This is a genomic window from Leclercia sp. LSNIH1, from assembly GCF_002902985.1.
Lineage (GTDB): Bacteria > Pseudomonadota > Gammaproteobacteria > Enterobacterales > Enterobacteriaceae > Enterobacter.
The window spans coordinates 4,089,308-4,102,519 of record NZ_CP026167.1 but is presented as its reverse complement, the minus strand read 5'-3'; the positions used below and the strand labels follow the sequence as shown (position 1 = coordinate 4,102,519).

Genomic DNA, 13,212 nt, shown 5'->3' with positions numbered 1-13,212 from the left:
CGTCTGGTAAGCGCAAGAAAGGGCGATTTAATTGGAGGGATTTTCATCAGTTGTGCGGGCATGGCTGCCCGCATCATACGCTTAGCCCAGCAGGACACGATCAATGTTGCTACAACCCAGCGCCCGCAGCGTGGCCGCAGTGGCATCCCACTGGATCAGCGGTGCATCGGCTTTTTCCGCCAGAATGGCGCGCTGGATATCCGGGTAGTCATAACCGTTAAGGCTGAGCAGGTTCAGTGCACCCTGTAACGGCGGCAGCGTCGGGTTAAAGGCGGCGTTTTCGGCATAGCTGCCGGTAAAGATTCGCCCGTCACGACACTCCAGCGCCACGCCGCTCGGCGCGTTGCTGTATGGCGCGTGTGCTTTATTGGCGGCAAGAATAGCAGTCTGGCTCAGTTCATCTCCGCTCACGGCATAACCGTGGTCCTGCTCGTCCATCAGCAGCGATTTGATCTCTAGATCTTTCGGTCCGAAGGCATCGGGCAGATAATCCGCCAGCGTATGCTGGGCGCGGCCCGGCAGGTTGATGCGCAGCGCTAATCCGCTGTTGAGTTCGTTCATAAACTGACGGCAGTGGCCGCATGGGGTGTAGTTGACGGTGATCGCCTCCAGGGCTTGTTCGCCGCGCAGCCAGGCGTGACTGATGGCGCTCTGTTCCGCATGAACGGTCTGCTGCATGGTAGCGCCGAGAAACTCCATATTGCCGCCGAAGTACCAGGTGCCACTCACGCCCCGGGCAATGGCGCCGACGTTGAAATGGGAAAGATCGGCGCGGGCGCAGGCCGCTGCCAGCGGCAGAAGCGCAAAGGCCAGCGCGTCATCATCCAGATCCGTGGCACGTTTCAGTGCGGCGACCTGTTCAGCCGTCAGCAGGGCGGGGAAGTGTGCATCCGCCAGTACCGGGGCCAGGGCTGACTGCAAATTCTCTGCTAGCTCGGCAAAAGCTGATTGAAAACGTGGATGCATGGCGTTGCCTCATAAAGGTTAATGGATCGGTAGTTTACGGAGCCGCTGGGGCTTTATATGTGACTTAGATCTCATTATGTGTGCAACTTATGAAACTCAGATTAAAAATGCGCGACGCGTCGCAAATTTTAGCCCACCACAGCCAGAATTATCGGGAACAGGAAAGGGGCGATCAGCGAGGTCAAAATCCCGCAGATCACCAGCGCCAGCGAACTGAAGGCACCTTCCTGATAATCCAGCTCCGCACAGCGGGCGGTGCCGAGGGCGTGTGAGGCGGTGCCCATCGCCAGCCCACGGGCAGATTTGGTGCGAATGCGCATGGCATTCAGCAGTGTATGGCCTAACACCGCACCCAGAATACCGACATAAATGACGCACACGGCGCTGATCGCCGGAATGCCGCCGAGGCTGCCGCCCACCGCCATTGCAATCGGCGTGGTCACCGATTTGGGCAGAATGGAGGCGGCAATTTCGGGTGTCGCCCCCATCAGCAACGCCACCGAGGTGCCGGTGATCATCGCCACCACGCTCCCGGCGAGACAGATGGTAATAATCGATTTCCAGCGGGCGCGGATCTGGTGCAGTTGCTCATAAAGCGGAAACGCCAGCGCAACCACCGCAGGCTGGAGCAGATCGTTGAGAACTTTGCTGCCCTGGAAATAGTGAGCGTAAGGGATGCCGGTTAACAGCAGGAAAGGGATGATCACCACCATCGCTACCAGCAGGGGATTAAGAAGAGGAAACTTCAGGCGCACCGCCAGCTTGCGGGCGGCGAAGAAGACCGCCACGGTGAGCGGCAACGACCACCAGATATTCGCCATCATTTTTTCTCTCCTTTCTGTCCAATCACTTTGCGCTCCCCGTGCGCCAGATGGGTGCTCCAGCTCACCACTAAAAACACCACCAGCGTACTGATCGTGCAGGAGACGAAGATCGGGCCAAACTGCGCGCTCAGCAGGTCGTAATACTGCATCACGCCCACACCGATGGGGACGAACAGAAGGGCCATATAGCGGATCAGGACCGAGCAGCCTGGCTTGACCCAGTTTGCCGGAAGGATCTGCAAGGCAAGCAGCACAAACAGGATCAGCATGCCGATAATACTGCCGGGAATGGCGATCGGCAGCAGAGAGGCAAGAAAGATACCTGCATAGAGGCAGGCATAAATAAGGATGAAGGCGCGCAGGTATTGCCAGACAACGATCAGTGATTTATTCATGGTGGAAGCCCTTAATGGAACGCATTCATCATACAATTAAAACCGGAAACGTGCTACGGATCACATCATGACTTTTGAGCATACCAGACATTCCCATTTGGAACCTCGGGCATTCCCCCAGCCAGAAGGGTAAAAACATTATAAATCAGCCCGGTTCCACGAGCCCTGAAACAGGGCTTTCCACCGTTACACAGAGCAGATACCATAGCGCCTCTTTTTTTACGGATATTGATATGCGTGTATTACTGGCACCGATGGAAGGCGTGCTCGATTCGCTGGTGCGCGAGCTGCTGACTGACGTTAACGATTATGATCTCTGCATCACCGAGTTCCTGCGGGTGGTGGATATGTTGTTGCCGGTAAAATCGTTTTACAGACTCTGTCCGGAGCTGCATCGCCAGAGCCGCACCGCCTCCGGTACGCTGGTGCGCGTCCAGCTTCTGGGACAATACCCCGAATGGCTGGCAGAAAACGCCGCGCGTGCCGTCGAGCTGGGCTCCTGGGGCGTGGATCTTAACTGCGGCTGTCCGTCGAAAATGGTCAACGGCAGCGGCGGCGGCGCCACGCTTCTGAAAGATCCCGAGCTTATCTACCGTGGCGCAAAAGCGATGCGCGAGGCGGTGCCCTCGCATCTGCCGGTGACCGTGAAGGTACGCCTCGGCTGGGACAGCGGCGACAGGCAGTTTGAAATTGCCGACGCCGTGCAGCAGGCGGGGGCGACTGAGCTGGTGGTTCACGGGCGCACCAAAGAAGATGGTTACAAAGCCGAACGCATTAACTGGCAGGCTATCGGCGAGATCCGTAAGCGGCTGACCATCCCGGTGGTCGCTAACGGTGAAATCTGGGATCGCGAGAGCGCGCTGGCCTGCATGGCCGCCACCGGCTGCGATGCCATCATGATCGGGCGCGGGGCGCTCAACGTCCCTAACCTCAGCCGGGTGATTAAATACGATGAGCCGCGCATGCCGTGGGCGGATGTCGTCACGCTGCTGAAGAAGTACTCCCGCCTCGAAAAGCAGGGCGACACCGGCCTGTACCACGTGGCGCGCATCAAGCAGTGGTTGAGCTACCTGCGTAAAGAGTACGACGAGGCCCTGGATCTGTTTCAGGAGATCCGCGCTCTGCAATCTTCAGCGGAGATTGCCCGGGTCATACAGTCAAAATAGGCCAACATCGATCTGCATCACGTTTTTCAGCGGGACGCATTGAGGCGCAGCGCGAAACTGGTAAAGTGCGCTAACTGGATTGTTACTGCTGCGGCAGGCAAAACCTGATTATCTGGCATCTGCCGGATAATCAGGTTTTTTTGTTTCTGGGGCATGGGATGAAGATTGCCAAAATACTGAATAACAATGTGGTGGTTGTTCTGGATGAACAGGGGCGTGAGCAGGTGGTGATGGGCCGTGGGCTGGCCTTTCAAAAGCACCCTGGCGACAGTGTCCCGAAAGAGAACATCGAGAAAGTGTTTGCCCTGCAAAGCGACGAGCTGGTGCAGCGGCTGGGGGAGTTACTCAGCCAGATCCCGCTGGAAGTGATGACCACCTGCGACCGCATTATCGGGCTGGCGGCGCAGCGGCTGGGGAAACTGCAGGAGAGTTTGTACATCACCTTAACCGACCACTGCTACTTTGCGATTGAGCGGCAGAAGAAGGGGCTGGCGATCAAAAACGTGCTGCTGTGGGACATTAAGCGGCTCTATCCGAAAGAGTTTGAGCTGGGCCAGCAGGCCCGGGCCATCATCGCCAAACGGCTGGATGTCGAGCTGGGCGAAGATGAAGCCGGGTTTATCGCGCTGCATCTGGTAACTGCCCAGCTGCACAGCGAGATGCCGGAGGTCATGCACGTCACCCGGGTGATGCAGGAGATCCTGCAGCTGGTGAAATACAGCTTACAGCTGGAGTATGACGAGGAGTCGCTCAGCTATCAGCGCTTCGTCACCCATCTGAAGTTCTTCGCCCAGCGGATGCTGACCCGCACCGTAGTGGCGGATGATGATGCCACGCTGCATTCGGCGGTAAAAGAGAACTACGGCAAAGCCTGGGTGTGCGCCGAGAAGATTGCCCGGCATCTGCAAAAGAGTTATCAGCGCGAGCTGACCACAGAAGAGATTATGTTTCTCACCATTCATATTGAGCGCGTGAGAAAAGAGGGGCGCTAAGCCCCCCACAAACGGATTGTTACTGCGTTACGCAGGCAAAACCTGAGCGCGGCGCCCGAAAGGGTGTCGTTCTCGGGTTTTTTTATTTTTACGACTCAGTCAAACCCTGCCTGCGGGCAGTGAAAAAGGAAACAGAGATGGAATATCAAGCACTGGCGAAGGATATTCTCGGCCACGTTGGCGGCAAGGAGAATATTGTCAGCCTGGTTCATTGCGCTACCCGGCTGCGTTTTAAACTGAAAGACGCTCAGCATGCCGATGCCGAAGGGCTGAAGAAAAATCCAGGCGTGATCATGGTGGTTGAAAGCGGCGGCCAGTTCCAGGTGGTGATTGGCAACCACGTCCACGACGTCTGGCAGGCGGTATGCCAGGAGGCGGGGCTGGCTGACGACGCGCCCGCCGCAGAGATTAAAGGCGAAAAAACCAGCCTCGGCGGCCAGCTTATCGACATCGTCTCCGGCATTTTTACCCCCTTTATCGGCGTCCTCGCCGCGTCGGGGATCCTGAAGGGGATCCTGGCGCTGGCGGTGGTGTGCGGCTGGCTGACCACCGACAGCGGCACCTACAAAATCTGGTTTGCTACCAGTGACGCGCTGTTCTTCTTCTTCCCGCTGGTGCTGGGCTACACCGCCGGGAAAAAGTTTGGTGGCAACCCCTTTATCACCATGGTGATTGGCGGGGCGCTGGTGCATCCGACCATGATTCAGGCCTTTGAGGCCAGCCAGCAGGCGGGCGCGGCGGCCAATGCCTTCCTCGCCATTCCGGTGACCTGGTTCAACTACAGCTCGTCGGTCATTCCGATCATTCTCGCCGCCTGGGTCAGCTGCTGGCTGGAGAAGCAGGGCAACAAGTGCCTGCCGTCGGCGATGAAAAATTTCTTCGCCCCGCTGATCTGCTTAGGTCTGACGGTGCCGCTGACCTTCCTGGTCATTGGCCCGGTTGCCACCTGGCTCAGCCAGATGCTGGCGAACAGCTATCAGTGGATCTACGTGCTTGCTCCCTGGCTGGCTGGCGCGGCGATGGGCGCGGTCTGGCAGGTCTGCGTCATCTTCGGCCTGCACTGGGGGCTGGTGCCGCTGATGATCAATAACCTCGCCGTGCTGGGTCACGACTCCATGCTGCCAATGTTACTCCCGGCGGTGATGGGCCAGGTGGGGGCCGCGTCTGGCGTCTTCCTGCGAACCCGCGATACACGGCTGAAAATGCTGGCGGGCTCCTCAGTCACGGCGGGGATTTTCGGTATCACCGAGCCGGCGGTTTATGGCGTGAATCTGCCCCTGCGCCGTCCCTTTATCTTTGGCTGCGTGGCGGGGGCGGTCGGCGGCGCGATTGTCGGTTTCGCCGATACCCATGTCTACTCTTTTGGCTTCGGCAATATCTTCACCATCGCACAGATGATCCCGCCGGGCGGGGTGGATGCCACGCTCTGGGGCGGGATTGCGGGTATGGTGGTGGCGCTGGTGCTGAGCTGCGTCCTGACCCTGATTGCCGGCATGCCCGCCAGCCCGGCCACTGCCCCGGTGACGGCGAACGTCGATGAAGGCACGGTGCTCTCGCCGATGCGTGGCACAGTGCTGGCACTGGATCAGGTGCCGGACGCCACTTTTGCCAGCGGCCTGCTCGGTCAGGGCGCGGCGATCATTCCTGCTGATAATAAAGTCATTGCCCCTTTTGCCGGGGAGGTGGCCTCGATATTTGCCACTAAACATGCCATCGGCCTGCTGAGCGACAGCGGCATCGAGGTGCTGATCCACGTCGGGATCGATACCGTGAAGCTCGACGGCAAGCCGTTTACCGCCCACGTGAAGGTGGGTGACAAAATACAGCCTGGCGATCTGCTGCTGGAGTTTGACCGCCAGGCCATCCTCGATGCCGGATACGATCTGGCGACCCCGATTATTATCAGCAACAGCGACGACTACCGTGCTGTCGAGACCGTGGCGGCGACCGCCGTCGAGGCCGGCGCGCCGTTGCTTTGCGTAAGCCATCAATAACAGGAGAACCGAATGAAAACTTTCCCGGACGATTTCTTATGGGGCGGCGCGGTTGCCGCGAATCAGGTAGAAGGCGCTTATCTGGACGATGGCAAAGGATTGTCCACCTCTGACGTACAGCCCCAGGGGGTGTTTGGCCCGGTGGTGGAGCGCGTGGCGGGCGACAGCGGTATCAAAGACGTGGCGATCGATTTCTATCATCGCTACCCGGAGGACATCAGACTGTTTGCCGAAATGGGCTTCAGCTGCCTGCGCGTCTCCATTGCCTGGACGCGTATCTTCCCGAACGGCGATGAACAGCAGCCGAACGAGGCCGGACTGGCTTTCTACGACAAACTGTTTGACGAGCTGGCGGCCCACAACATCACCCCGCTGGTGACCCTTTCGCACTACGAGATGCCGTGGGGGCTGGTGAAGCAGTACGGCGGCTGGGGGAGCCGCCAGACGATCGGGTTCTTCGAGCGTTATGCCCGCACCGTTTTCACTCGCTATCAGCACAAGGTAAAGCTGTGGCTCACCTTTAACGAAATCAATATGTCCCTGCACGCGCCGATGACCGGTGTCGGCCTGCCGGAAACCAGCAGCAAGGCGGAGGTCTATCAGGCGATCCATCATCAGCTGGTGGCGAGCGCGCTGGCGGTAAAAGCCTGCCACGAGATCATCCCGGATGCCAAAATCGGCAACATGCTGCTGGGCGGCCTGGTCTATCCGCTGACCTGCAAGCCGGACGACGTGCTGGAAGCCCTGCAGGAAAACCGCGCCTGGCAGTTCTTCGGCGACGTGCAGTGCCGCGGGGCGTACCCGGGCTATATGCTGCGCTTCTTCCGCGATCACGGCATCACGCTTGACGTCACGGAGGCCGATCGCGAGGCGCTGAAAACGACCATCGACTTTATCTCCTTCAGCTACTACATGACCGGCTGTGTCACTACCGATGAAGAACTGAACCAGCAGGCGCGCGGCAACATCCTCAGCATGGTGCCTAACCCGCATCTGGCAAGCTCGGAGTGGGGCTGGCAGATTGACCCGGTTGGCCTGCGTACCCTGCTGAACGTGCTCTGGGATCGCTATCAGAAGCCGCTGTTTATTGTTGAGAACGGCCTGGGGGCGAAGGACAAGCCGGACGCCGACGGCAGGGTGCAGGATGATTACCGCATCAGCTATCTCAACGACCACCTGGTGCAGGTGCGCGAGGCGATTGACGACGGCGTGGAAGTGATGGGCTACACCAGCTGGGGGCCGATCGATCTGGTGAGTGCTTCCAAAGCGGAGCTCTCAAAACGCTACGGCTTTATCTATGTCGATCGTGACGACAGCGGGGCCGGCACCCTGGCGCGCAGCCGCAAGAAGAGTTTTTACTGGTATCAGGAGGTGATTGCGACCAAAGGCGCTTCGCTGAAAGCCTGATGATTGCAATGGCGCCCGCCACGCCCCGGGCGCCTTTTCCAGGTATGTAAAGGTATGACAAATTGTGGATTGCCACCCATTCCTAAACAAAGGAGGCGAGACGGGCGTATTTTGCCCCCTTCTTTATTGGGGTGAATAACGTGATGAAACGTTCGACTTTTTATTTCTGCTGCCTGCCTTTATCTCTGCTTCTGGTTGCCTGCGCGCCCGGCCACGATCCCGCTGCCTCGCTTAATCAACAGATCCCCGCTGCGAAAATCGATACCGGCCTGGCTGCCGGCCAGTGGCCTAAAGATAGCTGGTGGGAAGATTTTCACGATCCAGAATTAAATAAGCTGATTACCAAAGCCCTGGCCGATGCGCCGGATATGACCATTGCCCGTCAGCGCATCGCCCTTGCCGAAGCGCAGGCCAAAATGGCCATGGCTGCCGATGGCCCGGAGGTTAATTTCTCTGCCGATGCAGAGCGCCAGAAGATGTCAGCCGAAGGGCTAATGGGCCCCTTCGCGATAACCGATCCGGCGGCCGGAACCACCGGCCCCTGGTATACCAACGGCACCTTTGGCCTGACCGCCGGCTGGGATCTGGATCTGTGGGGTAAAAACCGCGCCAAGGTGGAAGCCCGCATCGGGAAGGTCAATGCACAACAGGCGGAGCTGCAGCAGACCCGTCAACTGCTTGCCAGCAGCGTGGCGCGTCTTTACTGGGACTGGCAGACCCAGGCGGCCATCGGGCATCTCTTAACCGCCATCAAACAGGAGCAGCTCAAGATTATCGGTACCGACCGGGAGCTATACCAGCATGGCATTACCTCTTCCGTGGAAGGGGTGGAAACCGACATTAGCGCCAGTAAAACCGATGAGCGACTGGCGGAGGTGAAGGGGAAAATGAAAGCCATCGAGGCACGTCTGGCGGCGCTCACCAACTCCCCGACGGTGAAGCTCACCCCGCATGCCTTGCCCACTGTGGAGAGCAATTTGCCGTCGACCCTCGGCTATGAATTACTGGCTCGCCGCCCTGATTTACAGGAGGCGCACTGGTATATCGAAGCCTCCCTGCATGAGGTGGATGCGGCGAAAGCGGCCTTCTATCCCGATGTAAACCTGATGGCCTTCCTGCAACAGGATGCGCTGCACTTAAGCGATCTGTTCCGCTCCTCGGCGCAGCAGATGGGCGTCACCGCCGGTCTGACCCTGCCAATTTTTGACAGCGGACGCCTGAATGCGAATCTTGATATTGCCCAGGCGCAAAGCAATCTGTCGATTGCTCACTACAACAAAGCGGTGGTGGAGGCGGTCAATCAGGTGACCCGCTGCGCCAGCGACGTTGAAACGCTGATGGCAAAAAATAAACATCAGCAGCGCGTGGAAGCCGATGCCGCCCGGGTCGTGGCCCTGGCGCAGGCGCGTTTCAACGCCGGGATTGTCGCAGGCTCGCGCGTCAGCGAGGCCAGAATCCCCGCCCTGCAGGAACAACTCGCCGGGATTGCGCTGCAGGGGCAATACGTGGATGCCACCCTGCAACTCACCTCTGCGCTCGGCGGCGGCTATCACCACGGGTGAAAAGTGAGAAGTAACTATACTTATCTCTTTGTCTTCTTTTCTGGAGGTGAGTATGGGTTCAACCAATCGTGTGGCTATTGTAACGGCATCAGATTCGGGAATCGGCAAAACCACAGCGCTGATGCTGGCGGAGCGTGGGTTTGATATTGGCGTGACCTGGCACTCGGATGAAGAAGGGGCGATGAAAACCTGTCGCGAGATCGAGGCGCGCGGGCAGCGGGCAGAGGCCATCCATCTGGATCTCAGCCAACTGCCGGACGGGGCGAAAGCCATCGAGACGCTGATTGAACGTTTCGGCCGTCTTGACGTGCTGGTCAATAACGCCGGAGCGATGACCAAAGCGCCGTTTCTTGAGATGGAATATGACCAGTGGCGATCCATTTTTAGCGTCGATGTGGACGGGGCATTTCTCTGTTCGCAGATCGCCGCCCGGCAGATGGTGAAGCAGGGGGAGGGGGGACGTATCGTCAATATCACCTCGGTGCATGAACACACGCCGCTGCCGGAGGCCAGCGCTTACACCTCAGCCAAACACGCCCTCGGCGGCCTGACCAAGTCGATGGCGATGGAGCTGGTTCACCATAACATTCTGGTGAACGCCGTGGCGCCGGGCGCCATTGCCACCCCGATGAATGACATGGACGACAGCGAAGTGAAGCCCGGCTCTATGCCCAACATTCCACTGGCAAGGCCGGGGCATACCAAAGAGATTGCCAGCCTGGTCGCCTGGCTATGTGACACCGACGCCAGCTACGCCACCGGACAGTCATTTATCGTCGATGGGGGCTTTATGCTGGGCAATCCGCAGTTTAAACCGGAGCAGTAATGCTTAGCTGCGATCCCGGCGTTTAAGCCACCAGCGCACCGCGAAAACCAGCACCAGCACCCCAATCAGCCAGATCCAGTGGCGCAGGTGCTGGTCCAGCGCGTGCAGCCAGGGCTCCAGCACTTCACCGCCCACGTAGCCTAAAGTAGTGAAGAGCAGCGCCCAGATGATGGCGCCCACAATGTTCAGCGGCAGAAAAATTTTTGGCGGCAGGTGACTGGCCCCAATCAGCAGCGGGCCGATGATGCGGAAACCGTACATAAAGCGGGTGCCGATCACGAAAAGGTAAGGGTGGCGCTGGATCAGCTGCTGGGCGCGGTTGATTTTCTTCTGATGGCGGGAAAAGCGCCGCAGGATCGCCGGACCAAACCGGACGCCAAGCAGATAGAGTAGCTGATCGCCGATCATGCCCCCCAGCGCTACTGCGGCCACGACCAGGGGAAAACGCAGCAGCCCCTGATGCGCCACCACGCCACCCAGTAGGGTGATAGTCTCGCCTTCCGCTATGCTGCCAATAACCAACGCGGCATAGCCATACTGTGCAATGAGAGTATTAATGTCCATAGGGGTAAGCGTAGCTGTCCTGAGAAAGTCTGCCTAATCATACACTCCCTCTGTCAATGAACCGACAATGACCATTTCCTTGTGTTGCTCAAAAAATAATCTCAGGCTGCATTATACTTGAGTTATCGCTAGCGGGCCGACAACAAGGGGGCGTTATGAACCATGTCTGGGGACTCTTTTCCCATCCCGATCGTGAAATGCACGTGATCAGAAGCGAAAACGAAACGGTCAGCCATCACTATACCCACCATGTGTTGTTGATGGCCGCCGTACCGGTAATTTGCGCGTTCATTGGTACCACGCAAATTGGCTGGGATTTTGACGACGGCAACATTGTAAAACTTTCGTGGACAACCGGACTGGCGCTGGCCGCGGTCTTTTACGCGCTGATGCTGGCAGGGGTGGCGGTAATGGGGCGGGTGATTTACTGGATGGCGCGTCGCTATCCGCAGCGTCCTTCCCTGGCGCACTGCATGGTGTTTGCCGGTTACGTGGCAACGCCGCTATTTTTAAGCGGGATTGTGGCGCTCTATCCTATTGTCTGGCTCTGCGCGCTGGTGGGCACCCTGGCGCTGTTTTATACCGGTTATCTGCTCTATATCGGTATTCCTACCTTCCTGAATATCAATAAAGAGGAGGGCCGCAGCTTTTCCGGTTCTACGCTCGCCATCGGCGTGCTGTTGCTGGAAGTGTTACTGGCGCTGACGGTTATTCTTTGGGGTTATGGATATCGTCTCTTCTGACGTCACTGCATTGCTGGCAGAATTGCCAGCAATGCAGCATCTGTTCACGATTAACTACTGGTAGCAAGGCATCCGGACGGCTATGATGCCTTAGCCAGCCCGTGTTCTCGCTTCGGCCCGGGCGGCGTACGTTATTACGTGCGTGAATAATTATCCGAAATCTCACCATGCTGAAATTCCGCGTTTCTTTACTGAGTCTTGCTCTGTTGCTGGCTGTGCCAGTGGCGACCCCCGCAATCGCCAACACTGCCGCTGTGGCTACGGCGACACAGCCGGAGATTGCTTCCGGCAGCGCTATGATCGTCGATCTGAATACCAACAAAGTGATCTATTCCAGCCACCCGAATCTGGTGCGCCCGATCGCTTCGATTACCAAATTAATGACCGCGATGGTGGTGCTGGATGCACGGCTGCCGCTGGATGAAAAACTGCGCGTCGACATCAGCCATACGCCAGAGATGAAAGGGATTTATTCCCGCGTGCGTCTGAACAGCGAAATCAGCCGTAAAAATATGCTGCTGCTGGCGCTGATGTCCTCGGAAAACCGCGCCGCGGCAAGCCTGGCCCACCACTATCCGGGCGGCTATGACGCTTTTATCCGCGCCATGAACGCCAAAGCGAAGGCGCTGGGCATGACCCAGACGCGTTTTGTGGAGCCAACCGGTCTGTCGATTCATAACGTCTCGACGGCGCAGGATCTGACGAAGCTGCTGATTGCCACTAAGCAGTATCCGCTGCTCGGCCAGCTCAGCACCACCCGCGAAGAGATGGCCACTTTCTCGCATCCGGCCTATACCCTGCCGTTTCGTAACACCAACCATCTGGTCTACCGCGATAACTGGAATATCCAGCTGACTAAAACCGGCTTTACCAACGCGGCGGGCCACTGTCTGGTGATGCGCACGGTCTTTAATGGCAAGCCGGTAGCGCTGGTGGTGATGGATGCCTTTGGCAAATATACCCACTTTGCCGATGCCAGCCGGCTGCGGACCTGGATTGAAACCGGAAAAGTCACCCCGGTTCCCGCCGCGGCCCTGAGCTACAAAAAGCAAAAAGCCGCCCAGATGGCGACGGCGCAGAACGATTGAATCGCGTTTAATGCCCGGCGGCGCTTCGCTTGCACGGGCCTACGGGTTGTGTAGGCCGGGTAAGCGCAGCGCCACCCGGCAATACCGCGTTGAAATAGATTACTCCGGCAGCGTCCAGTCACCCTCGTTAAGGGGGCGCTGCAAAATTAGCGTATCGCGCCAGTCACCTTTCTTATATCCCACGCTTCTGAGCTGCCCCGCCACTTCAAAACCGTGCTTTTTATGCAGGCGTAACGACCCGGCGTTGTTTGGCCCGTCGCCCACCACGGCGATCATCTGGCGCCACGGCCCCTCTTCGCTGCGGGCAATCAGGGCGCTCAGCAGCGCGCTGCCAAAGCCGCGTCCGGGCGTGCTGGCCTCGACGTAAATCGACTCTTCAAGGGTATAACGGTAGGCGGGGCGTGCACGATAGTGGGTGGCGTAGCAGTAACCCACCACGATACCCCGATAGAGCGCCACCAGCCACGGCAACCCCTGACTGGTCACCGCGTGTATGCGCTCGCGCATCTCGTCAACGGTAGGAGGCACTTCTTCAAACGATGCGCGTCCGTTCAGCACGTGCCAGGCATAGATGGCGGCAATGGCATGCGCATCCTCAAGCTCGGCATCGCGAACCTGAACGTCAGTTTCGGAGAAAGTTTCAACAGCCGACATAATATGTCCGCTCCTCATCAAAAAAAGCCAG

At 58.3% G+C, this 13,212-nt stretch carries 13 protein-coding genes; 8 read left to right on the top strand and 5 right to left on the bottom strand.

The window, feature by feature from the left end; translation table 11 throughout:
• Window positions 1-81 precede the first annotated feature (81 nt).
• The 3 genes from cdd to C2U54_RS20285 form a co-directional block, all read right to left on the bottom strand.
• Window positions 82-966, bottom strand: a complete 885-nt coding sequence (cdd, locus tag C2U54_RS20295) for a cytidine deaminase (RefSeq protein ID WP_103180319.1) — start codon at window positions 964-966, stop codon at window positions 82-84.
• Between the two features lie 128 nt (window positions 967-1,094).
• On the bottom strand, window positions 1,095-1,790 hold the full coding sequence (locus tag C2U54_RS20290) for a CidB/LrgB family autolysis modulator (protein ID WP_103180317.1): 696 nt from the start codon (window positions 1,788-1,790) through the stop codon (window positions 1,095-1,097).
• A complete protein-coding gene (locus tag C2U54_RS20285) occupies window positions 1,787-2,185 on the bottom strand; it encodes a CidA/LrgA family protein (RefSeq protein ID WP_103180316.1) in 399 nt (132 codons plus the stop codon). Before C2U54_RS20285 ends, C2U54_RS20290 begins: the two co-directional genes overlap by 4 nt.
• 233 nt (window positions 2,186-2,418) lie before the next feature.
• Here C2U54_RS20285 and dusC point away from each other — a divergent pair, with 233 nt between their 5' ends.
• The 6 genes from dusC to C2U54_RS20255 all read left to right on the top strand — a co-directional run bounded on the left by dusC (window position 2,419) and on the right by C2U54_RS20255 (window position 10,132).
• The gene (dusC, locus tag C2U54_RS20280) at window positions 2,419-3,351 is read left to right on the top strand and encodes a tRNA dihydrouridine(16) synthase DusC (RefSeq protein WP_103180314.1); all 933 of its coding nucleotides are present in this window, start codon (window positions 2,419-2,421) and stop codon (window positions 3,349-3,351) included.
• Between the two features lie 158 nt (window positions 3,352-3,509).
• Complete coding sequence (gene licT / locus C2U54_RS20275) at window positions 3,510-4,343, top strand: BglG family transcription antiterminator LicT (RefSeq protein WP_103180312.1); 834 nt, start codon at window positions 3,510-3,512, stop codon at window positions 4,341-4,343.
• 137 nt (window positions 4,344-4,480) lie between these two features.
• Window positions 4,481-6,337: a PTS beta-glucoside transporter subunit IIABC gene (bglF, locus tag C2U54_RS20270; protein WP_103180311.1), complete on the top strand. Its 1,857-nt coding sequence runs from the start codon at window positions 4,481-4,483 to the stop codon at window positions 6,335-6,337.
• Between the two features lie 12 nt (window positions 6,338-6,349).
• Window positions 6,350-7,744, top strand: coding sequence for a glycoside hydrolase family 1 protein (locus tag C2U54_RS20265; RefSeq protein ID WP_103180309.1), 1,395 nt, complete (start codon window positions 6,350-6,352; stop codon window positions 7,742-7,744).
• A gap of 143 nt (window positions 7,745-7,887) precedes the next feature.
• The gene (gene mdtQ, locus C2U54_RS20260) at window positions 7,888-9,306 is read left to right on the top strand and encodes a multidrug resistance outer membrane protein MdtQ (protein ID WP_103180308.1); all 1,419 of its coding nucleotides are present in this window, start codon (window positions 7,888-7,890) and stop codon (window positions 9,304-9,306) included.
• 52 nt (window positions 9,307-9,358) lie between these two features.
• Entirely contained in the window at window positions 9,359-10,132 is a 774-nt protein-coding gene (locus C2U54_RS20255; RefSeq protein ID WP_103180306.1) for an SDR family oxidoreductase, read from the top strand.
• A gap of 3 nt (window positions 10,133-10,135) precedes the next feature.
• On the opposite strand, the gene C2U54_RS20250 is transcribed toward C2U54_RS20255, so the two are convergent.
• Entirely contained in the window at window positions 10,136-10,696 is a 561-nt protein-coding gene (locus C2U54_RS20250; protein WP_103180304.1) for a DedA family protein, read from the bottom strand.
• 155 nt (window positions 10,697-10,851) lie between these two features.
• Between C2U54_RS20250 and C2U54_RS20245 the strand changes: the two genes are divergently transcribed.
• Both C2U54_RS20245 and pbpG read left to right on the top strand, forming a co-directional pair.
• A complete protein-coding gene (locus C2U54_RS20245; protein ID WP_103180303.1) occupies window positions 10,852-11,439 on the top strand; it encodes a Yip1 family protein in 588 nt (195 codons plus the stop codon).
• A gap of 167 nt (window positions 11,440-11,606) precedes the next feature.
• Window positions 11,607-12,527 carry a D-alanyl-D-alanine endopeptidase gene (pbpG, locus tag C2U54_RS20240; protein ID WP_103180301.1) on the top strand — a complete coding sequence of 307 codons (921 nt, stop codon included), beginning with the start codon at window positions 11,607-11,609 and terminating at the stop codon, window positions 12,525-12,527.
• A gap of 99 nt (window positions 12,528-12,626) precedes the next feature.
• Here the strand turns inward: pbpG and C2U54_RS20235 are convergent, their stop codons facing one another.
• A complete protein-coding gene (locus tag C2U54_RS20235; protein WP_103180299.1) occupies window positions 12,627-13,181 on the bottom strand; it encodes a GNAT family N-acetyltransferase in 555 nt (184 codons plus the stop codon).
• Between the last annotated feature and the right edge of the window lie 31 nt (window positions 13,182-13,212).

Bases quoted from the DNA above. Each gene is read 5' to 3' on its own strand.
- cdd (WP_103180319.1), bottom strand. From the start codon at position 966: ATGCATCCACGTTTTCAATCAGCTTTTGCCGAGCTAGCAGAGAATTTG.
- C2U54_RS20290 (WP_103180317.1), bottom strand. From the start codon at position 1,790: ATGATGGCGAATATCTGGTGGTCGTTGCCGCTCACCGTGGCGGTCTTC.
- C2U54_RS20285 (WP_103180316.1), bottom strand. From the start codon at position 2,185: ATGAATAAATCACTGATCGTTGTCTGGCAATACCTGCGCGCCTTCATC.
- dusC (WP_103180314.1), top strand. From the start codon at position 2,419: ATGCGTGTATTACTGGCACCGATGGAAGGCGTGCTCGATTCGCTGGTG.
- licT (WP_103180312.1), top strand. From the start codon at position 3,510: ATGAAGATTGCCAAAATACTGAATAACAATGTGGTGGTTGTTCTGGAT.
- bglF (WP_103180311.1), top strand. From the start codon at position 4,481: ATGGAATATCAAGCACTGGCGAAGGATATTCTCGGCCACGTTGGCGGC.
- C2U54_RS20265 (WP_103180309.1), top strand. From the start codon at position 6,350: ATGAAAACTTTCCCGGACGATTTCTTATGGGGCGGCGCGGTTGCCGCG.
- mdtQ (WP_103180308.1), top strand. From the start codon at position 7,888: ATGAAACGTTCGACTTTTTATTTCTGCTGCCTGCCTTTATCTCTGCTT.
- C2U54_RS20255 (WP_103180306.1), top strand. From the start codon at position 9,359: ATGGGTTCAACCAATCGTGTGGCTATTGTAACGGCATCAGATTCGGGA.
- C2U54_RS20250 (WP_103180304.1), bottom strand. From the start codon at position 10,696: ATGGACATTAATACTCTCATTGCACAGTATGGCTATGCCGCGTTGGTT.
- C2U54_RS20245 (WP_103180303.1), top strand. From the start codon at position 10,852: ATGAACCATGTCTGGGGACTCTTTTCCCATCCCGATCGTGAAATGCAC.
- pbpG (WP_103180301.1), top strand. From the start codon at position 11,607: ATGCTGAAATTCCGCGTTTCTTTACTGAGTCTTGCTCTGTTGCTGGCT.
- C2U54_RS20235 (WP_103180299.1), bottom strand. From the start codon at position 13,181: ATGTCGGCTGTTGAAACTTTCTCCGAAACTGACGTTCAGGTTCGCGAT.